General features: G+C 63.8%; 26 protein-coding genes. 19 read left to right on the top strand and 7 right to left on the bottom strand.

Annotated elements, in window-relative coordinates:
- Positions 1-20: 20 nt before the first annotated feature.
- The 13 genes from EP376_RS23195 to ptsP all read left to right on the top strand — a co-directional run bounded on the left by EP376_RS23195 (position 21) and on the right by ptsP (position 14152).
- Positions 21-965, top strand: a complete 945-nt coding sequence (locus EP376_RS23195; protein WP_206074795.1) for a hypothetical protein — start codon at positions 21-23, stop codon at positions 963-965.
- Between the two features lie 135 nt (positions 966-1100).
- A complete protein-coding gene (locus EP376_RS13740) occupies positions 1101-2132 on the top strand; it encodes a LacI family DNA-binding transcriptional regulator (protein ID WP_127656168.1) in 1032 nt (343 codons plus the stop codon).
- Between the two features lie 88 nt (positions 2133-2220).
- Entirely contained in the window at positions 2221-3534 is a 1314-nt protein-coding gene (locus tag EP376_RS13735) for an ABC transporter substrate-binding protein (RefSeq protein ID WP_127656167.1), read from the top strand.
- A gap of 233 nt (positions 3535-3767) precedes the next feature.
- Positions 3768-4637 carry a carbohydrate ABC transporter permease gene (locus EP376_RS13730; protein WP_127656166.1) on the top strand — a complete coding sequence of 290 codons (870 nt, stop codon included), beginning with the start codon at positions 3768-3770 and terminating at the stop codon, positions 4635-4637.
- 12 nt (positions 4638-4649) lie between these two features.
- Positions 4650-5480 (top strand): carbohydrate ABC transporter permease, encoded by an 831-nt coding sequence (locus EP376_RS13725; protein WP_127656165.1) that lies wholly within the window; start codon positions 4650-4652, stop codon positions 5478-5480.
- Positions 5481-5490: 10 nt separating this feature from the next.
- Positions 5491-6495 carry an ABC transporter ATP-binding protein gene (locus EP376_RS13720; protein ID WP_127656164.1) on the top strand — a complete coding sequence of 335 codons (1005 nt, stop codon included), beginning with the start codon at positions 5491-5493 and terminating at the stop codon, positions 6493-6495.
- On the top strand, positions 6492-7265 hold the full coding sequence (locus EP376_RS13715) for an L-iditol 2-dehydrogenase (protein WP_127656163.1): 774 nt from the start codon (positions 6492-6494) through the stop codon (positions 7263-7265). The genes EP376_RS13720 and EP376_RS13715 overlap by 4 nt, the downstream gene beginning before the upstream one ends.
- 17 nt (positions 7266-7282) lie before the next feature.
- Positions 7283-8761 carry a mannitol dehydrogenase family protein gene (locus tag EP376_RS13710; protein ID WP_127656162.1) on the top strand — a complete coding sequence of 493 codons (1479 nt, stop codon included), beginning with the start codon at positions 7283-7285 and terminating at the stop codon, positions 8759-8761.
- 89 nt (positions 8762-8850) lie between these two features.
- Complete coding sequence (gene aroQ / locus EP376_RS13705; protein WP_127656161.1) at positions 8851-9294, top strand: type II 3-dehydroquinate dehydratase; 444 nt, start codon at positions 8851-8853, stop codon at positions 9292-9294.
- Positions 9295-9361: 67 nt separating this feature from the next.
- On the top strand, positions 9362-9778 hold the full coding sequence (locus EP376_RS13700; RefSeq protein ID WP_127656160.1) for a DUF1178 family protein: 417 nt from the start codon (positions 9362-9364) through the stop codon (positions 9776-9778).
- Positions 9778-10425, top strand: a complete 648-nt coding sequence (locus tag EP376_RS13695) for an SDR family oxidoreductase (RefSeq protein WP_127656159.1) — start codon at positions 9778-9780, stop codon at positions 10423-10425. Before EP376_RS13700 ends, EP376_RS13695 begins: the two co-directional genes overlap by 1 nt.
- An 82-nt stretch (positions 10426-10507) precedes the next feature.
- Entirely contained in the window at positions 10508-11746 is a 1239-nt protein-coding gene (locus EP376_RS13690) for an aspartate kinase (protein WP_127656158.1), read from the top strand.
- A 165-nt stretch (positions 11747-11911) separates the two neighbouring features.
- Positions 11912-14152 (top strand): phosphoenolpyruvate--protein phosphotransferase, encoded by a 2241-nt coding sequence (ptsP, locus tag EP376_RS13685; protein WP_127656157.1) that lies wholly within the window; start codon positions 11912-11914, stop codon positions 14150-14152.
- Here ptsP and EP376_RS13680 read toward each other — a convergent pair whose 3' ends face one another.
- Positions 14153-14941 (bottom strand): EcsC family protein, encoded by a 789-nt coding sequence (locus tag EP376_RS13680; RefSeq protein ID WP_127656156.1) that lies wholly within the window; start codon positions 14939-14941, stop codon positions 14153-14155.
- Positions 14942-14989: 48 nt separating this feature from the next.
- Complete coding sequence (locus EP376_RS13675) at positions 14990-15517, bottom strand: GNAT family N-acetyltransferase (protein ID WP_127656155.1); 528 nt, start codon at positions 15515-15517, stop codon at positions 14990-14992.
- A 35-nt stretch (positions 15518-15552) separates the two neighbouring features.
- Between EP376_RS13675 and EP376_RS13670 the strand changes: the two genes are divergently transcribed.
- The 4 genes from EP376_RS13670 to EP376_RS13655 all read left to right on the top strand — a co-directional run bounded on the left by EP376_RS13670 (position 15553) and on the right by EP376_RS13655 (position 18533).
- Positions 15553-16158, top strand: a complete 606-nt coding sequence (locus tag EP376_RS13670) for a flavin reductase family protein (protein ID WP_127656154.1) — start codon at positions 15553-15555, stop codon at positions 16156-16158.
- Between the two features lie 275 nt (positions 16159-16433).
- Positions 16434-17309, top strand: coding sequence for an S-methyl-5'-thioadenosine phosphorylase (locus EP376_RS13665; RefSeq protein WP_127656153.1), 876 nt, complete (start codon positions 16434-16436; stop codon positions 17307-17309).
- A complete protein-coding gene (locus tag EP376_RS13660) occupies positions 17306-17989 on the top strand; it encodes a hypothetical protein (RefSeq protein WP_127656152.1) in 684 nt (227 codons plus the stop codon). Before EP376_RS13665 ends, EP376_RS13660 begins: the two co-directional genes overlap by 4 nt.
- 13 nt (positions 17990-18002) lie before the next feature.
- Complete coding sequence (locus EP376_RS13655; protein ID WP_127656151.1) at positions 18003-18533, top strand: adenine phosphoribosyltransferase; 531 nt, start codon at positions 18003-18005, stop codon at positions 18531-18533.
- On the opposite strand, the gene EP376_RS13650 is transcribed toward EP376_RS13655, so the two are convergent.
- On the bottom strand, positions 18530-19936 hold the full coding sequence (locus EP376_RS13650; protein ID WP_127656150.1) for an FAD-binding oxidoreductase: 1407 nt from the start codon (positions 19934-19936) through the stop codon (positions 18530-18532). The two genes, EP376_RS13655 and EP376_RS13650, sit on opposite strands and share 4 nt — an antisense overlap.
- A 123-nt stretch (positions 19937-20059) precedes the next feature.
- Here EP376_RS13650 and EP376_RS13645 point away from each other — a divergent pair, with 123 nt between their 5' ends.
- Together EP376_RS13645 and EP376_RS13640 are read left to right on the top strand one after the other, a co-directional pair.
- Entirely contained in the window at positions 20060-20626 is a 567-nt protein-coding gene (locus EP376_RS13645) for a YceI family protein (RefSeq protein ID WP_127656149.1), read from the top strand.
- A complete protein-coding gene (locus tag EP376_RS13640) occupies positions 20626-21174 on the top strand; it encodes a cytochrome b (protein WP_127656148.1) in 549 nt (182 codons plus the stop codon). The genes EP376_RS13645 and EP376_RS13640 overlap by 1 nt, the downstream gene beginning before the upstream one ends.
- 1 nt (position 21175) lies before the next feature.
- Here the strand turns inward: EP376_RS13640 and EP376_RS13635 are convergent, their stop codons facing one another.
- The 4 genes from EP376_RS13635 to thrC form a co-directional block, all read right to left on the bottom strand.
- Positions 21176-21997, bottom strand: coding sequence for an MBL fold metallo-hydrolase (locus tag EP376_RS13635; protein ID WP_127656147.1), 822 nt, complete (start codon positions 21995-21997; stop codon positions 21176-21178).
- A 90-nt stretch (positions 21998-22087) separates the two neighbouring features.
- Entirely contained in the window at positions 22088-22672 is a 585-nt protein-coding gene (locus EP376_RS13630; protein WP_127656146.1) for a GNAT family N-acetyltransferase, read from the bottom strand.
- The gene (locus EP376_RS13625; protein WP_127656145.1) at positions 22672-23937 is read right to left on the bottom strand and encodes a M16 family metallopeptidase; all 1266 of its coding nucleotides are present in this window, start codon (positions 23935-23937) and stop codon (positions 22672-22674) included. Before EP376_RS13625 ends, EP376_RS13630 begins: the two co-directional genes overlap by 1 nt.
- Positions 23934-25322 carry a threonine synthase gene (gene thrC, locus EP376_RS13620; protein WP_127656144.1) on the bottom strand — a complete coding sequence of 463 codons (1389 nt, stop codon included), beginning with the start codon at positions 25320-25322 and terminating at the stop codon, positions 23934-23936. Before thrC ends, EP376_RS13625 begins: the two co-directional genes overlap by 4 nt.
- Positions 25323-25324: the final 2 nt, after the last annotated feature.

Genomic DNA, 25324 nt, shown 5'->3' with positions numbered 1-25324 from the left:
GCCAGACAGGAGCCCATCGAATGACCATGACCCGCACCCTCGCGATCCTGCTCCTTCTGGTTATGGGCATGTCAGGCTGCGTCAGCAGCGGAGGCGACATGGACGACGATCCCCCATCGGGAGATGGCGGTGGTTCTGGTGACGGTGGTGGCACGGGCGGCGGCGGCGGCTCTGGTGACGGTGGCGGAACCGGCGACGGCGGCGGCTCTGGTGACGGCGGCGGAACCGACATCCCGCCGCCACCGGATTCTCTGGACGAAACCACAGAAACCGCCGTCAACGTCCGCGTGATCGAGCTGAACAATTCCGGCGACTTCGTGACCATCGTCGCCGGCAATTTCGACGGATCAACTGATATCGTGGACCTTACCGTCGACGGGCAATCCTTCGAACTGACGATCGACAGCACCTCGGCCCTGAACGACGGGCGCTTCTACAGCGCAGCGCTCGACGATGGGTCGAGCTATCGGCTTGTCTATGTTCCCACCGACTTTTCCGAGATCCCGACGACGGGGCAATCCGTCTTCAACGGGGCTGCAGCCGTTCTGGTCACGCTCACGGATGCGGGCGACGCCACGGGAACCTATGTCGGCATCATGGACGCCCGGGCCATCGCCGATTTCGATGATCCGACAGGCAGCAGCCTGACCCTCGAAAACCTTGCAGATGCCACCTTCTCGAGTGCTGCGACCCCCACGGAAGGGCCGGGTGCCTATACACCCACAGGGACGGAAAGCGTGTCGATCACAGGCCTGGAAGACACCCAATTCGGCATTGTCAGCGGCACCGAGACAGGGGCCTCTCTTGCCGATTTCGGGGAAGCCGGGGTCAGTGCCGATGCAACCGCTTCCCAGATCGAGTTCGAGGCCGGGTTCGCCGGCCCGGACGCCAGTGAAATCGCAGGCGGCGTCCGGATCGACGGAGACACGGCCGTGATGCGGATCGAATTCACCGGCGGGCAATAAGACACATCTGCACAGGACATGTCCGGGCAGGTGCTGAAACAAGCGCATTGAATTCTTGCGCGCGATAAGAAATCGTCAGGCAAATGGAAAATCCACGAGCAAGCGACGGGACAGCCGTCGTGAAGGCACTTTGATATGGCAGAAAGCAAAATTCGGAATATGGAGGAGTTCGCGGCGGTCAGCGGTATCTCCCGGCCGACCGTTTCGAAGTATTTCAACGACCCCGACAGCGTGCGCCAGACAACACGCGCCCGGATCGAGAAGGCGTTGGAACAATACGATTATCGGCCGAATATCTTCGCGATGAACCAGAACCGCAAGCTGACCAAGAATGTCGGCATCGTGGTTCCCTATCTCGCCGATCCCTTCTTCGCCGAGATCGCGCGCAAGATCGAACAGCGCTGCCTTGATGCCGGATTTCGCCCCACGATCTACAGCGCGCATGGTCAGCAGACGCTGGAAGTCGACATCCTCGACAGCCTCCGCTCGTTGAAACCCGCAGGCGTGCTGATGGCACCGCTGGGCCGCTCCTCAGACCGGGCCGAGATCGAGAAATTCTGTGCAGATGTCCCGACCGTGCTGTTCGACAGTAACATCGACGGCGTAGGCGAGGCGTTCGTCGGTTCGGACAATTACAGCTTCGTATCGCAGACCGTCGAATACCTGACCCGCACGGGCGAGCCGCCCGCCTTTTTCGAAATGCGCACCCCCGCCAACCCGAACGCGAACAAACGCCGGCTCGCCTATCTCGAGATGATGGAGAGGCTGGGCTTCGAACCGCACGTCATCCGCGTCGAAGGCGAGGGCTGGAACTTCGAGGAAATCGGACACAAGGGCGCGCACAAGATACTCGAGGCCAATGACCTGCCGACGGATGCGATCCTGTGCAGCAACGACCGTCTGGCCATCGGATTCCTGGCGGCCTGCTATGAACGAGGGATTCGCGTAGGCCGCGATTCGGGGGCCGCGCTCAGGGTTGCCTCGAACGACGATCACCCGTTCTCGCGCTTCACCTGCCCGTCCCTGACCACCGCGGCGCACGATTATGACAATGTCGCGAATCGCAGCGTCGAGACGTTGTTCGAGGTGATCGAAGGCGGCGGACGCCTTGCCAGACGGACCGAAACGCTTTTCCCGGCACGGCTCATTCTCAGGGATTCCGCCTAAAACTTAACGCGCGCAAAATTTTAATTGACGCCGCGACAAGTTGTCTCTTAGGGTTGCGGACATCACATCCAAACCAGGGAGGAATAGGATGTCTTTCAGAAGCGCACTTTGTGCGGCGAGCATGCTCGCACTCACGTCCGGAACGGCGGCTTTCGCCGATGCGCATTCGGCCACCATCACGATCGCGACCGTGAACAATGGCGACATGATCCGGATGCAGGGCTACACCGATCAGTTCACCGCCGAGACGGGGATCGCAGTCGAGTGGGTAACCCTTGAAGAAAACGTTCTGCGCCAGCGCGTTACGACGGACATCACCACCAATGGTGGCCAGTTCGACATCATGACCATCGGCATGTACGAAACCCCCATCTGGGGTGCCAATGGCTGGCTGGTCCCGCTGGACGACCTGTCCGAAGAATACAACGTCGGCGACATTCTTCCCGCCATGGCTGGTGGCCTGTCCTACGACGGCACGCTCTATGCGGCTCCGTTCTACGGCGAATCCTCGATGGTCATGTATCGCACTGACCTGATGGAAGCTGCCGGTCTTGAAATGCCCGACGATCCGACCTGGGAATTCATCGCCGAAGCTGTTGCCGCCATGACCGACCGCGACGCCGACATCAACGGCATCTGCCTGCGCGGCAAGGCCGGCTGGGGCGAAGGCGGTGCCTTCATCACAGCCATGTCCAACTCGTTCGGCGCACGCTGGTTCGACGAAGACTGGAACGCCCAGTTCGACACCGAAGAGTGGGCCAATACGCTCAACTTCTTCAAGGACATGATGGATGCTTCCGGCCCCGCCGGTTATGCAACGAACGGTTTCAACGAAAACCTGTCGCTGTTCAACCAGGGCAAGTGCGGCATGTGGATTGACGCCACTGTTGCAGCCTCCTTCGTGACCAACCCGGAAGACAGCGAAGTCGCTGACAGCGTCGGCTTTGCCCTGGCCCCCGATAACGGCCTTGGCAAGCGTTCGAACTGGCTCTGGGCATGGGCTCTCGCCGTTCCGGCAGGCACGCAGCAGGTTGCTGAAGCCAAGACCTTCATCGAGTGGGCCACGTCGACGGACTACATCGAGCTGGTTGCTGCCAACGAAGGCTGGGCCAACGTTCCCCCGGGTGCGCGGACTTCTCTCTACGAGAACCCGAACTACCAGGCCGTGCCCTTCGCTCAGATGACGCTCGACTCGATCCTGTCGGCTGATCCGAACGACTCGACCGTCCTGCCGACCCCCTACGTGGGTGTGCAGTTCGCCGCGATCCCCGAATTCGCTGGTATCGCCTCCCAGGTGAGCCAGGAGTTCTCTGCAGCCTACGCCGGCCAGCAGACGATCGAAGAAGCGCTGGAAAAAGCGCAGGCGATCACGACCGAAGAGATGGAAGCCGCAGGCTACTGATCCTTCTCCCTTGTCGGGGGGCCTAAGTAGCGGGCCCCCCGGCGTTTTCCGCCGGATCTCCGACGACCGTGTCGAGCGTTTCCGAAGCAGTCCTTGAAACCCAAGAGTTTTTGTTGGTGTCGTTGTCACTCGACGTCTTGACGTTGCGTGTCCATGCCAGGGTTCCGTTTCTCAGGGTCTGCCTCCGAACCGCCAAGACCGAGCGACTTGCTTGAACACAGAGGGTTTACGCCATGGCCACCCAGCATTCCCGATCAGCCGCGCGCCTGATGATGGCTCCCGCAGTGATCCTGCTCTTGGGCTGGATGCTGGTGCCCCTGACGATGACGCTCTGGTTTTCGTTCCGGAATTATTTCCCGCTGCGCCCCGACCGAGAGCCTGGCTGGGCGGGCTTCGACAATTATGTCCGTTTCTTCTCGTCGAGCGCGTTCTGGCCCAGTGTCCAGACGACGCTGGTGATCGTGGGCGGCGTTCTTCTGATCACGATCGTTCTGGGCATTCTTCTGGCGATCCTTCTGGATCAGCCGATGTGGGGACAGGGCGCGGTGCGTATCCTCGTGATTGCCCCCTTCTTCGTCATGCCGACCGTCTCTGCGCTGGTCTGGAAGAACATGTTCATGGACCCGGTCAACGGCCTGTTCGCCCATCTCTGGCGGTTCTTCGGGGCCGAACCCGTGGTCTGGCTCAGTGACGCCTCTCTGGGGTCGATCATCATGATCGTGTCGTGGCAGTGGCTCCCTTTCGCGACGCTGATCCTGCTGACCGCGATCCAGTCGCTGGATGGCGAACAGCTTGAGGCCGCGGAAATGGACGGCGCCCCCGTGCACAAACGGTTCGTCTACATCGTGCTGCCGCACCTCGCGCGCGCCATCACCATCGTGGTGTTGATCCAGACGATCTTTCTTCTGTCGATCTTCGCCGAGATCTTCGTCACCACCGGCGGCGCCTTCGGAACCCGCACCCTGACCTACCTGATCTTCCAGAGGGTTCTGGAAAGCCAGAACGTGGGGCTGGGGTCTGCAGGCGGTGTCTATGCCATCATCCTTGCCAATATCGTTGCCATCTTCCTGATGCGCATCGTCGGCAAGAACCTGGACGCCTGAGGAGGTAACGCTATGGCCCGCAGCGTCACGACGCAACGTAAGGCGATCTATACCATCGTCGCATGGGGGATCGGTCTGCTGATCTTCTTCCCGATCCTCTGGACGATCCTGACCAGCTTCAAGACCGAGGCTGTCGCGATTGCCGATCCGCCGGTCTTCCTGTTCTTCGACTGGACGCTCGAGAACTACGCCGTGGTTCAGGAGAGGTCGAACTACATGCGCTTCCTGTGGAACTCGGTCCTGCTGGCCGGCCTGTCCACGCTCTTCGGGATCATCATCGCCGTGCCCGCAGCCTGGTCGATGGCCTTCGTGCCGTCGCGTCGGACCAAGGACATCCTCTTGTGGATGCTCTCGACCAAGATGCTGCCGGCGGTGGGTGTGCTCTACCCGATCTACCTGATCTTCATCAAACTCGGGCTTCTCGACAGCCGGGCCGGCCTGATCATTGTTCTGATGCTGATCAACCTGCCGATCATCGTCTGGATGCTGTATACCTATTTCCGCGAGATCCCGGGCGAAATCCTCGAGGCCGCGCGGATGGATGGCGCCAGCCTGAGAAGCGAGATCATCTATGTCCTGACGCCGATGGCGATCCCGGGCATCGCGTCAACGCTGCTTCTGAACTTCATCCTTGCGTGGAACGAGGCCTTCTGGACTCTCAACCTCACCGCGGTGAACGCAGCCCCCCTGACCGCTTTCATCGCCAGCTACTCCAGCCCCGAGGGCCTGTTCTTCGCCAAGCTCAGCGCGGCTTCCACCATGGCGATCGCGCCGATCCTCATCCTTGGCTGGTTCAGCCAGAAACAACTCGTCCGGGGCTTGACCTTCGGCGCCGTGAAGTAAGGAGCGACCAATGGGACGCATCACACTTGAAAAGGTCACGAAGAGCTTTGGTGACGTCAATGTCATCCCGCCTCTCGACCTCGATATCAACGACGGCGAATTCGTGGTCTTCGTCGGCCCCTCGGGCTGCGGCAAGTCCACGCTCCTGCGGCTGATCGCGGGGCTCGAGGATGTCAGCTCGGGCCGGATCGTGATCGACGGCGACGATGCCACCATGGTTCCGCCCGCCAAGCGCCGGCTTGCGATGGTGTTCCAGTCCTATGCGCTTTACCCGCATATGACGGTGCGCAAGAACATCGCCTTCCCGCTGCGGATGGCCAAGATGGATCAGGCTGAAATCGACAAGCGGGTCAACGGCGCGGCCTCTGTCCTGAACCTCACCGACTACCTCGACCGCCGGCCGGGCCAGTTGTCGGGCGGTCAGCGCCAGCGTGTCGCGATCGGGCGGGCCATCGTGCGCGAACCGGCGGCGTTCCTCTTCGACGAGCCGCTCTCGAACCTCGATGCCGCCCTGCGCGTGGGCATGCGGCTTGAGATTTCCGAACTGCACAAGCGCCTGACAACCACGATGATCTACGTCACCCATGACCAGGTCGAGGCGATGACAATGGCCGACAAGATCGTGGTCCTGCGCGCCGGCAACATCGAACAGGTGGGCAGCCCTCTCGAGCTGTATCAGGCGCCCCGCAACACCTTTGTCGCGGGCTTCATCGGATCGCCGAAGATGAACCTGGTCGCCGGTGCCGAGGCCCGCAAGCACGAGGCCGAGACGATCGGCATTCGCCCCGAACATATCGACCTGTCCGATACGGATGGTTTGTGGAAGGGCAGGATCGGCGTGTCGGAACACTTGGGCTCCGACACCTTCTTTCACATCACCAGCGACATCTCGTCCGAGCCGCTGACAGTCCGGGCCACCGGTGAATTGTCTTATGAATACGGGGCGGAAGTCTATCTGTCCCCCCGGCTCGAACATTTGCACCGCTTCGACGCACAGGGGCTGCGGATCGCATGACACGGCTTGCCGGCAAGAGCGCCCTCATTACGGGCGCCGCAAGGGGTATCGGGCGCGCCTTTGCCGAGGCCTATATCCGCGAGGGCGCCCGCGTGGCGATCGCGGATATCGACATCGCGCGCGCCGAACAGACGGCCGGCGAACTGGGTCCCGCCGCCTTTGCCGTCGCAATGGATGTCACGGACCAGACCAGCATCGATGCGGGCGTGGCCCGTGTCATCGCGCAATTCGGCCAGATCGACATCCTCATCAACAACGCCGCCCTCTTTACCGCGGCTCCCATCGCCGAGATCGAGCGCGCCGACTATGACCGCGTCTTCAACATCAACGTGGCGGGCACCCTTTTCGTGATGCAGGCCGTTGCACGCCACATGATCGAGGCAGGTATCCGCGGACGGATCATCAACATGGCGAGCCAGGCCGGACGGCGCGGCGAGCCGCTGGTCGCGGTCTATTGCGCCTCCAAGGCCGCGGTCATCAGCCTGACTCAGTCGGCCGGGCTCAACCTGATCGAACACGGCATCAACGTGAACGCCATCGCCCCCGGTGTCGTCGACGGCGAACATTGGGATGGCGTGGACGCCTTCTTTGCGAAATACGAAGGCAAGGCCCCGGGCCAGAAGAAGCGTGAAGTCGGCGACGCGGTGCCCTATGGGCGGATGGGCCGCGCCGAGGATTTGACCGGTATGGCCATCTTCCTCGCGTCGGACGAGGCCGACTACATCGTGGCCCAGACCTATAATGTCGATGGCGGAAACTGGTTGAGCTGATGACGGAGACAAAGACAATGTCAAAGGCGATCGCCCTTTCAGATGCGACGCTCGACAGGATCCCTCAAGGCGTGGCCCGTCCGCATTATGATCGCGCGGCCCTGCGTCCCGGGATCGTTCATATCGGCGTCGGCAATTTCCACCGCGCGCATCAATCCTGGTATCTGCATCGTCTGATGCAATCAGGCGAGGCGCTCGACTGGGCGATCATCGGCGCGGGCGTCCGGGCCTATGATGCGGCAATGCGGGAAAAGCTTCTGGCGCAGGATTGCCTGACCACGTTGATCGAGCTTGGTCCGAACGGCAAATCCGCCGAAGTGGTCGGCTCCATGATCGACTATCTCCCGATCGAAGAGGGCAATGCAGCCCTGATCGCGCGCATGGCCCAACCCGAAATCCGTATCGTTGCCATGACCGTGACGGAGGGAGGCTATTACGTCGATCCCGTCACCAACAGCTTTGATCCCAGCCACTTCGATATCGTCCATGACGCGGCCAATCCCGACCGGCCCCGGACCGCCTTTGGTGCGATCGTAGCGGCGCTGCGGGCGCGGCGCGACGCAGGACACGGCCCCCTGACCGGGCTAAGCTGCGACAACCTTCTGGGCAACGGTCGGATCCTGCGGCAGACCGTCGTGTCGCTGGCGCGGCTGTCGGATCCCGGTCTGGCCGCATGGATCGACAACGAATGCAGCTTTCCGAATTCCATGGTCGATTGCATCGTCCCCGCGACAGGCCCGACCGAACTGGCCCTGGTCCGCGACTTCGGCATCGATGATGCCGCGCCCGTCACCCACGAAAACTTCCGCCAATGGGTGATCGAGGATGATTTCTGCGCCGGTCGCCCGGACTGGGACAAGGTCGGGGCCACGTTCTCGAACCGGGTGCACGATTATGAGACGATGAAGCTCAGGCTTCTGAATGCCGGGCACCAGGTGCTGGCGAATGCGGGCGAGGTCCTGTCCGTCGAGACGATCTCGGGCTGCATGAACCATCCGCTGATCGGGGTCTATTTCCACAAGGTCCTGACCGAAGAGATCGCCCCCATCGTGCGCGCCGTTCCGGACATGACGCCCGCGGGCTATGTCGATCTGATCGAGGATAGGTTTTCCAACACCGCCATCGTCGACACGACGCGCCGCGTGGCCTTTGACGGCTCGTCCCGCCATACCGGGTTTGTCCTGCCCGCCGTCACGCAGGCGCTGGCCGATGGCCGCTCGGTCGACGGCCTCGCGCTAGTCGAGGCATTCTGGGCGCGGATGTGCGCCGGCACCCGCGAAGATGGCAGCGCCATCGCCCCCAACGATCCGGTCTGGGACGATCTCGTCGCCGCGGCCAGGGCCGCCCGCACCCGGCCCGAGGTGTGGCTCGAGCAGCGCAAGATCTACGGCGATCTCGCGGGCCAGCCGGCGTTCCGCGATCCCTTCGTCCGCTGGCTGACGCTGATCTGGGACAAGGGCGCAGAGGCGGCCCTTGCGGCCTATCTGTCGGACTGAGCGCGCAAGGCTAGGCAGCGCATGGGAAAAATGCTAACGCCTTGCGCCAATGCGCGCCAAGTGGCGGCTTTCTTTCCGGTAGCATCCAGATGACCAGGTCGATCCACATACTCAACGGGCCCAACCTCAACCTGCTGGGCAAACGTCAGCCCGAAATCTATGGCCACGACACGCTCGACGATGTCGAGGCGCTGTGTCGGGCCGAGGCCGAAGGCTCGGACGTCTCAGTCCTGTTGCGGCAGTCCAATTACGAGGGCCAGATCGTTGACTGGATCCACGAGGCCCGCGAAGAGGCCTCGGGCATCATCATCAATCCCGGCGCGCTGACGCATTATTCCATCGCCGTTCTCGACGCGCTGAACACGTTCGACGGTCCGGTGATCGAACTGCACATAAGCCAGGTTCACAAACGCGAAAGCTTCCGCCATCATTCCTATGTCAGCCTGCGGGCGGATGCGGTGATGGCAGGCTTTGGCGTTCGGGGCTATGCGCTGGCCACGCGCCACATGATCGGCCTGATCACCGCTGACTGACAGCCGTTGTCTTCACGCGACATGATCCTAAGTTCTGACCGACAGACCGGGAGTCACCGATAGACAGATGATCCGCTACACCCTCTCATGCGCAGACGGCCACCGTTTCGATAGCTGGTTCGCCTCGGCCGAGGCGTTCGACGGCCTGTCTGCATCGGGGCACCTGTCCTGCGCGGTCTGCGGATCGGGGAAGGTGGAAAAGGCGCTCATGGCGCCCAACGTCAAGGCCGACACGCCCGAGCCCAGGCTTTCGGCCCCGGCATCGCCGGCTGAACAGGCCCTTGCTGAACTGCGCCGCCACGTCGAGGAAAATTCCGAATACGTCGGCATGTCCTTCGCCAAGGAGGCCCGTGCCATCCACGAGGGCGCCGCCCCCGAGCGCCCCATATACGGTGAGGCCAAGGCCGAAGAGGCGCGCAAACTGATCGAAGACGGCGTGCCGGTCGCGCCCCTGCCCTTCCGACCCAAATCAAAGGCCAATTGATGCGTGTTCTGATCACCGGTGCCTCGCGCGGTGTAGGTGCGGCCCTTCACGATGTCTATGCTTCGGCGGGCCATGACGTGATCGGCACATCGCGCGCCGGAACAGGCGGGCTGCATCCCCTCGACGTCACCGATCCCGGCTCCTGTGCGGCGCTTGCCGCCACGCTGGGTGACGCGCCGCTGGATATTCTTGTCTGCAATGCCGGCATCTATCCCGACAAGGGAATGGATATCGGCGACACCTTTCCCGCCCAGATGTGGGCCGAGGGACTGGCCACCAATGTGACCGGCGTGTTCCTGACGATCCAGGCGCTGATGCCCGCGCTGCGCCGGGCGCAGGCCGGCAAGATCGCCATCATCTCGAGCCGGATGGGAAGCCAGGACATCGCGCCCGGCGGCAGCTATATCTATCGCGCGTCCAAGGCCGCGGCGCTGAACATCGGGCGCAATCTCGCCCGCGACCTGGCGCCAGAGGGCATCAGCGTCGGCATCTATCATCCCGGCTGGGTCCGAACCGATATGGGCGGAGCGGGCGCCGATATCGACGCGGCGACCTCGGCCCGTGGCCTTCAGGCCCGCATCGCAGCGCTGACGCCTGCGACCACCGGCACGTTCGAGGCCTATGACGGCGAGACGATCCCCTTCTAGGACCGCTCTCATGCGCATTGCGCTGAAGCGCCAAGAACAGTAAGAGGGCGCGAAATTCGCCACCGGGATCGAACCGCCCAAGATGTCCATCCTCGTCATGAAATTCGGCGGCACCTCCGTCGCCACGCTCGACCGTATCCAGAGGGCCGCCAAGCGCGTCGCCGTCGAGGTCGCCAAAGGTCACAACGTGATCGTCATCGTCTCGGCCATGGCAGGCAAGACGAACGAGCTGGTGGGCTGGGTCGGCGAGACCTCCCCCCTTTACGATGCCCGCGAATATGATGCCGTCGTGTCCTCCGGTGAGAACGTCACCGCGGGCCTCATGGCCCTGCGGCTTCAGGAAATGGATATCCCCGCGCGCAGCTGGCAAGGCTGGCAAGTGCCGGTCAAGACCACCTCGGCCCATGCCTCCGCCCGGATCGAGGAGATCCCGCCCGCCAACATCCTCGCCAAGTTCGGCGAAGGGATGAAGGTCGCCGTTGTCGCGGGATTTCAGGGCGTCAGCCCCGAAGGCCGCATCACCACGCTGGGACGGGGCGGATCGGACACCACCGCCGTGGCCTTTGCCGCGGCCTTTGGCGCGGTGCGCTGCGACATCTACACCGATGTCGACGGGGTCTATACCACCGACCCGCGCATCTGCGACAAGGCCCGAAAGCTGGACAAGATTGCCTTCGAGGAAATGCTGGAACTCGCGTCCCTTGGGGCCAAGGTCCTGCAGACCCGCTCGGTCGAGCTGGCGATGCGCTACAAGGTGCGCCTTCGGGTGCTGTCAAGTTTCGAGGAACAGTCCGACGAAGCCGGAACGCTCGTCTGCGACGAGGAGGAAATCATGGAATCCAACGTGGTCGCCGGGGTCGCCTATAGCCGCGACGAGGCCAAGATGACGCTCATCTCCGTGGCCGACCGGCCCGGGATCGCCGCCGCGATCTTTGGCCCGCTGGCCGAGGCGGGTGTGAATGTCGACATGATCGTGCAGAACATCTCCGAAGACGGGCGCACGGACATGACCTTTTCGTGCCCAACCGATCAGGTGATCCGCGCCGAAAAGGCCATGACCGACGCCAAGGAAAGGGGCGAGATCAATTTCCACGATGTTGTTTCAGACACCGGGGTTGCAAAAGTGTCAGTCGTCGGCATCGGGATGCGTTCTCATGCCGGTGTTGCGGCACAAATGTTCAAGGCGCTCCGCGACGAAAATATCAACATCAAGGTCATCACCACCTCCGAGATCAAGATCTCGGTCCTGATCGACCGCAAATACATGGAACTTGCCGTGCAGGCGCTGCACGATTGCTTTGGTCTGGAAAAGGCCGCCTGAGCCGGCCCACTCCAGCCCGGGAGATCAGGGCATCACGCCAGATCATGACAGCCTCATCCATGACATGGCAGCACATGGCCGCGACGGGTGGCCGAAGGGCGCTCCACTTGCGTAATCCATGTCCTTATAGGACAGTCGGCACAGGGGTAATCCCGGGGGAGCAGAATGCCTGATCGTACGGAAACCGAGAGTCGCAAGCTCTTGGGCAGGCTCAGGGCGGCCCTCGCCGAAGGCGGGGCAGGTCAGGCCCGTCTTGATCGGATCGTGGGCATCATCGCCACGTCGATGCAGACCGAGGTCTGCTCGATCTACCTGTTCCGCGACAAGGATACGCTGGAGCTTTGTGCCACCGAGGGGCTTCAGCCCGAGGCCGTCCACCAGACCCGCCTGCGACTGGGCGAGGGCCTTGTCGGCCGCGTCGCGCGCACCGGTCAGGTGATGAATTCCGCGAACGCCCCGTCCGAGCGCGGGTTTCGCTACATGCCGGAAACCGGCGAAGAGCGGTATTCCAGCTTCTGCGGCATCCCGATTCAGCGGCTTGGCGAATCGATGGGCGTTCTGGTCGTGCAATCCAAGGCGGCACGCGTCTTCACCGCCGACGAGGTCTATGCGCTCGAGGTCGTGGCCATGGTGCTGGCCGAAATGACCGAGCTTGGCGCCTTCGTGGGCGATGGCGCGGCGCTTTCGGCGCGCCATACGTCGGCGGTGATGATCCGCGGAACCGTTGGTCAGGAAGGCGCGGTCGAGGGCAATGTCTATCTGCACGAGCCCCGGGTCGTCGTCACCAACCCGATCTCCGATGACCCCGAGGCCGAGCTTGAACGCCTGCGCAAGGCTGTCGATACGCTGCGCATCTCGGTCGACGAAATGCTCAACGGCAACATGGCCGGCGAACAGGCCCAAGTCCTCGAAGCCTATCGCATGTTCGCGAATTCGCGCAGCTGGATGCGCCGGATGGAGGCCGATGTCGAAAGCGGCCTTTCGGCCGAGGCCGCCGTCGAGAAAGAGCAGTCTCTGGCCCGGTCGCGTCTGTCGAAGGCCACTGACCCCTATCTGCGCGACAGGCTTCATGACCTTGACGATATCTCGAACCGGCTCCTGCGGATTCTCACGGGCCAGGGCACAGATACCGGGGCCGAGATGCCGGACAATCCGATCCTCGTGGCCCGCAACATCGGGCCGGGCGAATTGCTGGAATATGGCAAGAAACTAAAGGGTGTCGTGCTCGAAGAGGGCTCGGTCGGCAGTCACGCGGCCATCGTCGCGCGCGCCTGGGCGATCCCGCTGGTGGTTCATGCCAAGTCTATCCTGACAGAGGCCCTCAACGGCGACACGATCCTCGTGGATGGCGAACAGGGCATCGTTCACCTGCGCCCAGAAGACAGCGTCAAATCGGCCTTTCGCGACAAGATCGCGATGCAGGCCCGCGCGATGGAGCGCTATGCCTCGATCCGTGACCTGCCCGCCGAGGGCAAATGCGGCACACACATCTCGCTTCAGATGAATGCCGGGCTGATCGCCGATCTGCCCTCGCTCGAGCCATCGGGCGCAGAAGGCGTAGGTCTGTTCCGGACCGAACTGCAGTTTCTGGTCCGCAACAAGATGCCCAGGAGATCGGAATTGTCGGCCCTTTACAGCCGTGTGATGGATAGCGCCAAGGGCAGGCGCGTGGCCTTCCGGACCCTCGATATCGGGTCCGACAAGGTGCTGAGCTACATGGCCCCGAACGACGAGCCGAACCCGGCGCTTGGGTGGCGCGCGATCCGCGTCGGCCTCGACAAACCCGGTGTTCTCAGGATGCAGCTACAGGCGCTGATCCGGGCCGCCGCGGGCCGGCCGCTGACCGTCATGTTCCCCTTCATCGCCGAGCCGCGCGAATTTCGCGCCGCCCGCGCCGAATGGGACAAGGCGCTGGAACGCGAGCGCATTCTTGGCCATCCCCTGCCCGAACGGTACGAGGTGGGCGCCATGCTCGAGACACCCTCGCTTGCCTTCGCGCCGGAAAGCTTTTTCGCCGAGGCCGATTTCATCTCGGTGGGTGGGAACGACCTCAAGCAATTCTTCTTCGCCGCAGACCGTGAAAACGAACGTGTCCGACGCCGCTATGATACGCTGGACGTAAGTTTTCTCGGTCTTCTCGAACAGATCCTCGCAAAATGCGACGCCGCCGGCACACCCCTCAGTTTCTGTGGCGAGGATGCAGGACGCCCGGTCGAGGCGCTGGCCTTCGCGGCCCTCGGCTTTCGGACATTGTCGATGCGCCCCGCCTCGATTGGCCCGGTCAAGCACCTGTTCCGGCGGGTCGATCTGACAGAGGTCCGTGCTGTCATCGATGCCGCCCGCGCCGACGGCCACCAATCGGTGCGACGCCCGCTCATGGACTGGCTGGCGACGCAGAAAGGCTGATCAGGCGCGGTTCACGGGCACGCGCCGTTCGGCCAGAACCTTGTGGAAATGATCGAGAACCTTGTCTTCGCCATAGTCCCGTGCCGCCGCCCGCAGGCCGAAATGCACATGCGCCATGGCGACGTAGTAATCGACGAAGGCATAGTTCGTGCCCGCCCCCGCCGCCGCGCCCAGAACGGGCACCGTCTGGGTTGCGAGTTTCTGGCTCAGGACGGCTGCGAATTTCGGTGCCACGCGCGAGATCAGGCCATTCAGCGCGGCGCCTGACAGGGTCAGCCTTGCACCGATGAAACTGGTATCGACCCCGTCATCGCCCGCGCCGGGCCCGCCCGCACCAAAGACCCGCAGGCACTCCAACCGGGTCTCTTCGCTCAAGGGGTCTTCGCCATGGGCCTCGGCCACTTCCAGAACGGCACGAAAGATCAGCGTCGTGGCAACCGGCAATTCTGCCAGCGCCGTTGGCAATCCGCCCAGCCCGCCGATCGCGCCGGAAATCGTGCCCAGCACCTTGTGCGCGCGATCGCCGGAAACCCGGCCCGGCAGGCCCGTGCGGCTCCGGCTCGCCATTTCATAGCTGCGGGTCAGGGCCTTGCGGGCTGCGGTTTCGATCTGGGTGCGCGTGCCTTTGGGAAGAAACTTCAGACCGTCCTCGACCTGACCGCCGGCGAAATTGATCACCTGCATCAACAGGCCATTGGCCTTGGCTTGACGCCGCGCCAGTGCGGCCACTCTTTCGCGGGCCTCGTCATCGAATGGGCGGACCGTCACGTCCGGATCAATCACCTTCATGCGCCAAACTCCTCTGCCCTCTTAAGATTGGGGGCGGGGGACCGGGTTTCAATCCTCGACGCGCATGACCTCGCCGCGTATCCCATCCCAGGCGCCGGGCTCAAGCGCGGCGCCCAGCACGCGCTCGGGGTTCGTGGGCGGCGGCATCACCACGCCGTCCAGCCGTTCGAACCCGAAGCGCCCGTAATAGGGGGCGTCTCCCACCAGCATGATCCTGCTCCAGTCCAGGTCGCGGGCCTTTTCCATCACTTCGTAGATCAGGAAGGCGCCCAGCCCCTCGCCCTGCCGGGTGGGGTGCACGGCGACCGGGCCCAGAAGCACGGCTTTTTCGCCACCGATCATGACCGGCCAGCAGCGGATCGCACCGCCGATGACGCCGGTCTCGTCGCGCATGACAAGGCACAGATCGGCAATCGGGTCGATCCCGTCGCGCAACCGGTAGGACGACAGCGCCTCGCGCCCCGGCGCGAAGCACAGGTCGAACAGCCCCTCGACCTCCCACCAATCCTGGGGCACTTCCCTGACGAGACCTGCCACGCCCTTCCCTCCGCCGCGCTCTGGCCTTCGGCCTATCATGGCGCTAGGTCGTGGGCAAACAAGGGAAATTGCTGATGTTCTACCGCCCCGAAGATGGCCATGGCCTGCCACACAACCCGTTCAACGCCATGGTCACGCCACGGCCCATCGGCTGGATTTCGACCCGCGGCGCAGACGGGCGCGATAACCTCGCGCCCTATTCTTTCTTCAACGCGGTGGCCTATGTGCCGCCGCAGGTGATGTTTTCCTCGACCTCGGCCAAGCCCGATCGTGATGGCACCAAGGACAGCGTCTCCCAGATCAGGGAAACCGGCGTCTTTTGCGTCAATATCGTCGAATACGCGATGCGCGACGCGATGAATGCCAGTTCGGCCTCCCTGCCTGCGGGGGAGGATGAATTCCTTCATGCGGGCCTCGAAAAAGAGCAATGCCGGACGATCGATTGCCCCCGCGTGGCGGGCACACCCGGCGCGCTGGAATGCAAGCTGACACAGATCGTGCAATTGCCGGGCGAGGCGAATTTCGCCGTCTTCGGCGAGGTGACAGGCCTGCACCTGCGGGACGATTGCATCGTGGACGGCATCTTCGACATCACGACGTTCCAGCCGCTTTCCCGGTTGGGCTATCGCGATTATGCCCGCATCACGGAGGTTTTTTCCCTCAAACGCCCTGACGATTGATCGCGCGACGACGCCGCGCATCTTCTGAAAAGTCGTTGCGAAGCAATGGGTTTGAGGTGAGCCGACGCCTCCTCACCCTCTGCTCCAAACTGATCTGCATGCGTGAAAGCGTTGCACGACCGCGGGCCATGGCAAGCCTGCCGGCCCCGGCGCGACCCAGCTGCCCAACTTTGCAGCGGTTCCGGCACGGACCGGCGCAAAAAGGTGAGACCCGGCTTCCCATTCGCGTCTGTTCCCGTAATCTGGGCGAAAGGTCCGCTCAATCGGAGGATGAAATGTCAGCCACCATGCTCGCCGTGATCGGCGGCTCCGGCCTCTACGAGATCGAGGGCCTCGAAGACGCCACCTGGACCGAAGTGGAGACGCCTTGGGGCGCCCCCTCCGACGCGATCCTGACCGGCACGCTCAATGGCCTGAAGATGGCCTTCCTGCCCCGGCACGGACGCGGCCACGTTCATTCCCCCACCACCGTGCCCTACCGCGCCAATATCGATGCGCTCAAGCGGCTGGGCGTGACGGATGTCTTGTCGGTCTCTGCCTGCGGGTCCTTCCGGGAGGAGCTGGCACCGGGCGATTTCGTCATCGTCGATCAGTTCATCGACCGGACCTTCGCCCGGGAGAAGAGCTTTTTCGGCACCGGTTTCACCGCCCATGTCAGCGTGGCCGACCCGGTTTGCCCCCGCCTCGCCGCCCTCGCCCGGGACGCCGCCCGTGCGGCGGGTGTCACCGTTCATGAGGGCGGCACCTACCTCGCGATGGAGGGGCCGCAATTCTCGACCAAGGCCGAAAGCCGGCTCTACCGCGATGTCTGGGGCTGCGACGTGATCGGCATGACCAACATGCCCGAGGCCAAGCTCGCCCGTGAAGCTGAACTCTGCTATGCCTCGGTGGCCATGATCACCGATTACGACAGCTGGCATCCCGATCACGGATCGGTGGATATCGCCGAGATCATCGCGACGCTGGGCGCCAATTCCGATGCCGCGCGGCGCAGCGTGGCGGGAATGCCCGAACGGCTGGCAGGCCCGCGCGCCGCCTGCCCGCATGGTTGCGATCATGCGCTCGATCATGCGGTTCTGACTGCCCCGGACAAGCGTGACCCTGACGTCATGGCCCGGCTCGATGCCGTGGCGGGGCGCATCCTGGGATGAGGCCTGCGCGGATCGCAGCCCTTCTGGCGTGCCTTTCTGCCCCGGCCGCCTTTGCACAGGACGCGGATTTCGTGGCCTGCGACGGGCCGCTATCCGACGACGATTTCTACAGGCTCGTGGCGTGCCGTGCCCCGCCGGGCAAACCCTGCCGCGAGGATTTCGTCCGCTGGGCACCCGAGGCCGCACAAGCCCTGCGCATCGGTTTCGCGCCGGTGTCGAGCGGCTACCCGGCGGTGCTGCGCGACCAGCTATACTATGGGCTTGGTCTTGCCATCGGCTCGATCAACCGGATCGGCGCCGATCTTCACCTGATCGCCGAGGACGATCCCGAGCGGCAGGATATCACGATCCACCTTATTTCCTCTCGCGAGGGCGAGCCGATCAGCGGAACAGGAAACTACGAAATGGATGGCTTCGTGATTGGCGCGGCCCTCGTTCACATCAGCTGGGACGCCAGCAAGCATATCACCGACGCAACCATCGCCATGGCCGCCGATATCCCGCTGTCGAACGCCTATCCCGTCCTGCTGGAAGAGGTCACCCAGTCGCTTGGCCTGATGACCGATATCCGCAATCCCTATTACGAGACGACCTCGGTCTTTTCCGAGGACAGCAACCTCGTGCGCAAGCACGGCCCGCAGGACCGGATGGCGATCCTGCGCCACTACCCCCATTCATGACACCGGAGCCCAAATGAAGAACGTGAAGGATTACATCCGCACCATCCCCGATTTCCCGCATGAAGGGATCATGTTCCGGGATGTCACGACGCTGTTTTCGGATACGCGCGGCTTCCGGATCGCGGTCGATCAGCTTCTGCACCCTTATGCGGGGACAGAGATCGACTGCGTCGCGGGTCTCGAGGCGCGGGGCTTCATCCTCGGTGGTGCGATCGCGCACCAGCTTTCGGTGGGCTTCGTTCCCATCCGCAAGAAAGGGAAATTGCCCGGCGCCACGATCGAACAGGCCTATCAGCTGGAATATGGCGAGGCCGTGATGGAGATCCATGACGATGCCTTCGCACCGGGACAGAAGGTCCTGCTGGTCGATGACCTTCTGGCCACCGGCGGCACCGCCGAGGCCGGCATCCGGCTGATCGAACGTCTGGGCGCGCAAGTGGTGGGCTGCGCCTTCGTGATCGATCTGCCCGATCTGGGCGGCCGCAAGCGGCTCGAGGCGCTGGGCATGGAGGTGCACGCCCTGTGCGAATTCGAGGGCGACTAATCGAGCACCGCGCCCGGATTGAGGATGCCATGCGGATCGAGCGCCGTCTTGATCCGCCGCATCAGCGCCAGCTTGACCGGATCGCCATAGCGCCGCAGATCGCCGGTCTTGAGCCGTCCGATCCCGTGTTCGGCGCTGACAGACCCGCCCAGTGAATGTGTCAGGTCGTGCACCGCCCGCTTGATCGCGTCGCGGTCTCCCTCGTGATCGGCGCGGGTTTTTCCGGGCACGGGAAAGACGTTGTAGTGCAGGTTTCCGTCGCCCACGTGGCCAAAGCAGTTGATCCGGAATTGGCCGATGGCAGCGATCGCAGGCGCGCCCTTCGCGATGAATTCCGGGATCGCGCCCACCGGCACCGAAATGTCATGGGAACTGACCGCGCCGATTCTGCGGTTCGCCGCCGGGATATTTTCGCGCAGGGCCCAGAATTCGGCTCTCTGCGCCTCGGAGCTGGCCAGCACGCCATTGGTGACCAGCCCGGCCTCGAGCGCCGCCTCGAAGAGGGCCGCAAGCGCCTCTTCGGCGCGGCCTTCGCCTGACAGGCCCACGTCGATCAGGACCGTCCAGTCCGGCATCGGATCAAGTGGCATCCGCGTCTCGGGGCCGACCTCGTTCAGGAAATCCGGGCCCTGCCGCCCCATCAACTCGAAAGCCGAGACGGTTTCGCCCAGCCGCTCCTGCGCGAGCGACAAGAGCCGGATCGCGGCCTCGGGGCTGGCCACGGCAAAGACCGCAGCGCCCATCTCGCGCGGGCGCGGCATCATGCGCAGCGAGGCCGCGGTGATGATGCCCAGCGTCCCTTCAGAGCCGATGAACAGATCGCGCAGGTCATAGCCGGTGTTGTCCTTTCTCAGCCGGCTCAGCCCCGACCAGACCTCACCCTCGGCGGTGACCACTTCCAGCCCGAGGCATTGCGCCCGCGCATTGCCATAGCGCAGCACGTTCACCCCGCCCGCATTGGTGGCCAGAAGCCCCCCGATCCGGGCGGACCCCTCGGACGCAAGCGACAGCGGAAACAGCCGTCCCGCCCCTTCAGCGGCCTTCTGGATATCGGCAAGGATCGTGCCTCCGTCGGCCACCAGGACGTTCTCGTCGGCATGAACTTCGCGCACCCGGTTCATCCGCTCAAGCGACAGGATCAGGGGCGCGGGCCCGTCCGTCATGATCTGACCGCCGACCAGACCGGTGCCCCCGCCATAGGGCACGACGCCGATCCGGTTGGCATGGGCGTAGGTCATGATCTGCGCAACCTCGGCCGTGGTTCCGGGCGCGAGCACGATGCCCTTCCCAGCCCAGCGGCCACGCGGTTCTTCGAGATAGGCGGCACTCTCCTCCCGGATCACCAGATCGGGGCAGGTCGCGCGCAGGGCGGCAAGGGTCTCTTCAGTCGCGGGATTGAGCATGTGTGGCGCACCTCCGGCCCCTTCTACACCATGCCGCCGCGATGGCGGCAAGCCGGGCGCACGCAATCTTGTCTGGGGGCCGCCCGTTTGCTGGTCTATGGTTGCAGCAGGAGGTGTTCGTTCATGCGTGTGATCCTGTTTCTGGCCGCCATGGCCCTCGCGCCGGCGCTCTCGGCCGCGCCTCGTGACTATACCCTTGACGAACGGGCCTCGGAGGTCGGTTTTTCGTGGCAGTTCGGCGAAGACACCTTCACCGGCACCATGGAAATCGCCCAGGCGGACCTGACGATCGATTTCGAAGACGTGTCGCAGTCCCGGGTCACGGTCGCCGTCGACGCGTCGCGGGCGGAGGCCGGGTTCCCCTTCGCGACAGAGGCGATGCGTGGCCCACGGGTTCTGGATACGGCAGCCCACCCGCTGATCAGCTTTCGCAGCCGCAGCTTCACCCGGACGGGCCCAGGAACAGCCACGATCGAGGGCGATCTGACGGTGCGCGGCGTGACGCGGCCCGAGACGATTACGGCGCAGATCTATCGCGCCCCGGGGAGCGATGCTGGGGATCTGTCGCGTCTTACCGTCCTGATCAGCGGATCGCTGAGCCGGTCGGCATTCGGGGCGGATGGCTGGTCCGACCTCGTGGGCGATACGGTCACGCTTGATATCACGGCCACCATCGCCGAGGGGGGCTGATGGCGGCGCGCAACGGTCCCGACAGTTTCGGCTGGGTCAGCCGAGGCATTCACTGGCTGATGGCGCTGGGTCTGATTGGTGCCTTGGCCTTCGGCAGCTACCTCGCCCGGATCGAGCCCAGCTTCGACACGCTGTGGATGTATGGCGCGCACAAGAGCGTGGGGATCACGCTTTTGGTTTTGGTGCTGATACGGCTGGCCTGGCACCGGTTCAGCCCGCCGCCCGTGGCGATCAGCGCCGGCATCCCGGGCTGGCAGGTCAGGGCCGCGGCCTGGTCGCACCGGCTGTTGTATCTGCTGATGGTTCTGGTGCCGCTGTCGGGCTGGGTCGGATCGTCGGGCACGGGTATTCCCACGGTGATCTTTGGACAGATCACCCTGCCCGCGATCGCGCCCGCAACCGAATTCTGGGACACTGCGGGCTTTACCGCTCATTCCGTTCTCACGAAGGCCCTTTTCGCGCTGATCCTGCTGCACTTGGCGGGCGCTCTGTCGCATGTCGTTCTGCACCGCGATGCAACACTGCGCCGGATCGTGCGGGGGCGCTAGGTCACGGCTCGGTCAGGATCTGCGGCTCCAGCACCATCACGGTGGGCCTGTCGGGCAGATCGCGAAGGGACACGGTCAGGTCGCTCTGCCCCGTCCGCTCGACATCATAGCCCGCCTCTTCCATGCCAACGAGGAACAGGTCCAGTGTCGAGCGTCCGAACCAATGCATCGGGATCACGACGCTGGACCGAAGCCGCTCCATCACCGACAGGACCGTCCCGATATCGAGGGTGAGCCCGCCATCCACGGCCACCATCACCACATCCATCCGCCCCAGCATCGCGTAATCCTCGGGCGTCGGTTCGTGGTGCAGGTGGCCCAGGTGGCCGATGCAGAGGCCAGCCACCTCGAAGACGAAGATCGAATTGCCATCGACGCGGGGGACGCCCCCCATGCCGCGCGGCAAAACATCAGTGGGTACGTTGCGCACCAGCATCTCGCCCAGATCAAGGTAATGCTCGGCCGCTTGTCCGTCCCGGGTCCATCCTTCCAGAACATGAGGAATCGCCGGATCGGGGGCAGAAGTCCAATGTGTGGAATGCGCGTTGTTCATCGTGACGACATCGGGGATGAAATCCACGTTCCCGAACCAGCCGGTGAAATCCGTCATGGCCGACAGTCCGCCCGGGGTCTGCAGCAGGAACATCGCGTGATCCACATAGCGGATGCGCACCGAATTCTCGGGCACCGGGTCACGGAACGAGGCGGTCATCACCCGCTCAGGACCCTCTGCAACCGCGATGCAATGGCTTGGTTGGCGAAGCTGCGCCTGCGCAGGAAGCGCGACACCGAGGGCAAGGAACAAGGCAGCGAATCTGAACATGACAAAGAGAATAGTCCGACGCACACCCCGGGCCAGAACTTTCTGACCCATCGTCTTCCGCTGTGCAGAGCCTGTTGTTGGGGTGGCCGGTCAGCCTGTTTCGGTCCGGCCCCGCCGGTCGTAGCGCAAATTGGCGTAAAGGACGTGGTTGCGCCAGCGACCGTCGATCTGGAGATAGCTTTGCGCCACGCCTTCGTATTTGTAGCCGCAGGATTCCAGCAGTCGACGAGAGGGCGTGTTCTCGGGCAGGCAACCGGCCTCGATCCGGCTCAGATCCAGCACGGTAAAGGCATGGTGTACAAGCGCCGAAATCGCCTCGCGCATGTAGCCCTGCCGGGCGAAAGGCTCGCCGATCCAGTAACCGGTCGTTCCGGCCTGCGCCGGGCCGCGCCGGATATTGTCGAGGGTGATCGCACCCAGAAGCATGTCATCCTCGCGCCGGATCAGGAACAGCGGCAGCGCAGAGCCGTTGCCGATCGATTTCTGCGCCCAATAGACCCGGTTGGAAAAGCTTTTGCGGCTGAGGTGATCGGCCGCCCATGTCGGCTCCCACGGCTTGAGGAACGCCCGGCTGTCGCGGCGCAAGTCCGCCCAAGGGCGGAAGTCACCATGTTCGGGGGGCCGCAGGACGAGCCGTTCGGTATCGAGCCGGAGTTTCCGGCGCGACCCGAGCATTACGCGGCAAGCCTGTCCCGCAACCGGGACAGGGTCGGTGCCCGCTCGGCCGGCCCGTAAAGGGCAAGCGCCGCGCCGGCACCGGTTGCAGTCGCCGCACCGAAGCGGCGGACATCCTCGAGGCCGACCGCATCGATCCGTTCGACCGTATCCTCGACGCTGGGGACATAACCCCAGATCGACAGCATTCGCGCCAGCCGTTCGGCCCGGTTCGACGGGCTCTCAAGCCCCATGAGCATGCCGGCCTTCATCTGGGTCCGCGCGCGGGCGACCTCCGCTTCGGACATGTCTTCGGCGCTGCGGCGCATCTCGTCGATGGTCAGGTTGGCCAGCTCGTCGATCTGTTCGGCGGAGGTCCCGGCATAGATGGTCATCATGCCGCTGTCGGCATAGGCGCCGGCCTGCGCAAAGATGGTGTAGCACAGGCCCCGGTTCTCGCGGATTTCCTGAAACAGGCGCGAAGACATGCCGCCACCCAGCGCATTGGCAAAGACCTGCGCGGTATAGATCGCGGGGTCGCGGTAATCCGGCCCCTCGAGGGCAAGCGCGAAATGCACCTGTTCAAGCTGTTTCAACTCGCGCCGTTCGCCGCCGACAAAGCGGGCCGGTACCGGCGCCTCGGCGGCGCGGGCCGGGGGGAGATGGCCGAAGAGCCGTTCGACCAGTGCGCAGATGGCGTCGTGATCTACGGCACCGGCGGCCGACAGGATCATCCGGTCGGGCCCGTAATGTTCGCCGACGAAACCCGCCAGATCGTCGCGGCCGAAGCCGCGCACCCGTTCCGTCGGGCCCAGAATGGTGCGGCCCAGCGGCTGATCGGGGTAGGCCACTTCCTGCAGCCAGTCGAAAACGATGTCATCGGGCGTATCGAGCGCCTGTCCGATCTCTTGCAGGATCACGCCGCGTTCAACGTCGATCTCGGCCTGTTCGAACAGCGGATCAAGCAGGATATCGGCAATCACGTCGATGGCCAGCGGCACGTCGTCTTCCAGAACGCGGGCGTAATAGGCCGTCATTTCGCGGCTGGTATAGGCGTTGATATAGCCGCCCACATCCTCGATCTCTTCGGCGATCCTCAGCGCGGTGCGCCGGGTCGTGCCCTTGAAGGCCATGTGTTCGAGGAAATGCGCGATACCGTTCTGTTCGACCCGTTCGTGGCGCCCGCCCGCCATGATCCAGATACCGACGGAGGCGGATTTCAGGCCCGGCATGTTCTCGGTGACGATGCGGAGGCCGTTGCTGAGTGTGTGGGTCTGGACGGTCAATGTGATCTTCGATCCCTGACAAGTTTCTGAAGGTCGGCAAGGGCGTTGGGCACCTGGGTGACCCGTTCGGGTCGCTCATACAGATCCGACATGGCAGAGGGAAGGGGCGGACGAATGCCCGATGCCGCCTCGACCGCGTCGGGGAATTTCGCCGGATGTGCGGTGGCCAGCGTGATCATTGGCACGGCCCCCAGATGCGCCTCGGCCACATGGACGCCGACGGCGGAATGCGGGCAGAGAAGTTCGCCCGTGCTGGCCAGCGCGCCGGTGATGGTCGCACTCGTCTCCTCTTCGGAGGCGCGGCCCGAGCGGAAATGTTCGCGCAGGAACTCCAGCGCACCCTGCCCCACCGAAAAGCCGCCCTTGTCCTTGAGGTCAGCCATCTGGCTGGCCGTCAGCGCGCCGTCGCGGCCATAGGCATCGAACAGGACGCGTTCGAAATTCGACGAGACCTGAATATCCATCGAGGGGCTGATCGAGGGGGTCACGCTGGTCTTGACCTGTTCGCCGGTGACGAGCGTCCGGTGCAGGATGTCGTTCTGGTTCGTGGCGATCACCAGATCGGCAATCGGAAGGCCCATCCGTTTGGCGATATAGCCTGCGAAGATATCGCCGAAATTGCCTGTGGGCACGGTAAAGCTGACCTCGCGGTGAGGCGCGCCAAGGCTGACCGCGGAGGTGAAGAAATAGACGACCTGCGCCAGAACCCTCGCCCAATTGATCGAATTGACAGCCGTCAGCCCGACCTCGTCGCGGAAGGCGTGGTCGTTGAACATGTCTTTCAGCGCGGCCTGACAATCATCGAAATCACCATCCAGCGCGAGGGCGTGCACATTGTCTTCGACAGGCGTCGTCATCTGGCGGCGCTGCACCTCCGACACCCGGCCATGGGGATAAAGGATGAAGACATCCACATTCGACAGGCCACGAAACGCCTCGATCGCGGCAGATCCGGTGTCGCCCGAGGTGGCGCCCACGATGGTGATCCGGTCACCGGACCGCGCGAGCGAGGCCTGAAACATCTGGCCGATCAGCTGCATCGCGAAATCCTTGAACGCGAGCGTCGGGCCGTGGAACAATTCCAGCAGGAAATGGTTCGGCCCCAGCTGCACGAGCGGCGCGCGTGCATCATGGCCAAAGCTCGCATAGGCGGTCTCGATCAACTGGCGCAGCGTCGCGTCATCGAAGGCGTCGCCCACGAAGGGGCGCATCACCCGAAAGGCCGCTTCTTCATAGCTCAGGCCCGCGAGGGCCGCGATCTCGTCAGCCGACATCTGCGGGACGGTGTCGGGGACATAGAGCCCGCCATCGGGGGCCAGCCCGCGCAGCATCGCCTCTTCGAAGCTGAGATCGGGCGCGCGGCCCCGGGTCGAGATATAGCGCATCG

Source organism: Alexandriicola marinus (assembly GCF_004000435.1).
Lineage (GTDB): Bacteria > Pseudomonadota > Alphaproteobacteria > Rhodobacterales > Rhodobacteraceae > Alexandriicola > Alexandriicola marinus.
The sequence above is the reverse complement of the archived record's forward strand: the minus strand, read 5'-3'. Positions and strand labels throughout refer to the sequence as shown.

Bases quoted from the DNA above. Each gene is read 5' to 3' on its own strand.
- EP376_RS23195 (WP_206074795.1), top strand. From the start codon at position 21: ATGACCATGACCCGCACCCTCGCGATCCTGCTCCTTCTGGTTATGGGC.
- EP376_RS13740 (WP_127656168.1), top strand. From the start codon at position 1,101: ATGGCAGAAAGCAAAATTCGGAATATGGAGGAGTTCGCGGCGGTCAGC.
- EP376_RS13735 (WP_127656167.1), top strand. From the start codon at position 2,221: ATGTCTTTCAGAAGCGCACTTTGTGCGGCGAGCATGCTCGCACTCACG.
- EP376_RS13730 (WP_127656166.1), top strand. From the start codon at position 3,768: ATGGCCACCCAGCATTCCCGATCAGCCGCGCGCCTGATGATGGCTCCC.
- EP376_RS13725 (WP_127656165.1), top strand. From the start codon at position 4,650: ATGGCCCGCAGCGTCACGACGCAACGTAAGGCGATCTATACCATCGTC.
- EP376_RS13720 (WP_127656164.1), top strand. From the start codon at position 5,491: ATGGGACGCATCACACTTGAAAAGGTCACGAAGAGCTTTGGTGACGTC.
- EP376_RS13715 (WP_127656163.1), top strand. From the start codon at position 6,492: ATGACACGGCTTGCCGGCAAGAGCGCCCTCATTACGGGCGCCGCAAGG.
- EP376_RS13710 (WP_127656162.1), top strand. From the start codon at position 7,283: ATGTCAAAGGCGATCGCCCTTTCAGATGCGACGCTCGACAGGATCCCT.
- aroQ (WP_127656161.1), top strand. From the start codon at position 8,851: ATGACCAGGTCGATCCACATACTCAACGGGCCCAACCTCAACCTGCTG.
- EP376_RS13700 (WP_127656160.1), top strand. From the start codon at position 9,362: ATGATCCGCTACACCCTCTCATGCGCAGACGGCCACCGTTTCGATAGC.
- EP376_RS13695 (WP_127656159.1), top strand. From the start codon at position 9,778: ATGCGTGTTCTGATCACCGGTGCCTCGCGCGGTGTAGGTGCGGCCCTT.
- EP376_RS13690 (WP_127656158.1), top strand. From the start codon at position 10,508: ATGTCCATCCTCGTCATGAAATTCGGCGGCACCTCCGTCGCCACGCTC.
- ptsP (WP_127656157.1), top strand. From the start codon at position 11,912: ATGCCTGATCGTACGGAAACCGAGAGTCGCAAGCTCTTGGGCAGGCTC.
- EP376_RS13680 (WP_127656156.1), bottom strand. From the start codon at position 14,941: ATGAAGGTGATTGATCCGGACGTGACGGTCCGCCCATTCGATGACGAG.
- EP376_RS13675 (WP_127656155.1), bottom strand. From the start codon at position 15,517: ATGATAGGCCGAAGGCCAGAGCGCGGCGGAGGGAAGGGCGTGGCAGGT.
- EP376_RS13670 (WP_127656154.1), top strand. From the start codon at position 15,553: ATGTTCTACCGCCCCGAAGATGGCCATGGCCTGCCACACAACCCGTTC.
- EP376_RS13665 (WP_127656153.1), top strand. From the start codon at position 16,434: ATGTCAGCCACCATGCTCGCCGTGATCGGCGGCTCCGGCCTCTACGAG.
- EP376_RS13660 (WP_127656152.1), top strand. From the start codon at position 17,306: ATGAGGCCTGCGCGGATCGCAGCCCTTCTGGCGTGCCTTTCTGCCCCG.
- EP376_RS13655 (WP_127656151.1), top strand. From the start codon at position 18,003: ATGAAGAACGTGAAGGATTACATCCGCACCATCCCCGATTTCCCGCAT.
- EP376_RS13650 (WP_127656150.1), bottom strand. From the start codon at position 19,936: ATGCTCAATCCCGCGACTGAAGAGACCCTTGCCGCCCTGCGCGCGACC.
- EP376_RS13645 (WP_127656149.1), top strand. From the start codon at position 20,060: ATGCGTGTGATCCTGTTTCTGGCCGCCATGGCCCTCGCGCCGGCGCTC.
- EP376_RS13640 (WP_127656148.1), top strand. From the start codon at position 20,626: ATGGCGGCGCGCAACGGTCCCGACAGTTTCGGCTGGGTCAGCCGAGGC.
- EP376_RS13635 (WP_127656147.1), bottom strand. From the start codon at position 21,997: ATGTTCAGATTCGCTGCCTTGTTCCTTGCCCTCGGTGTCGCGCTTCCT.
- EP376_RS13630 (WP_127656146.1), bottom strand. From the start codon at position 22,672: ATGCTCGGGTCGCGCCGGAAACTCCGGCTCGATACCGAACGGCTCGTC.
- thrC (WP_127656144.1), bottom strand. From the start codon at position 25,322: ATGCGCTATATCTCGACCCGGGGCCGCGCGCCCGATCTCAGCTTCGAA.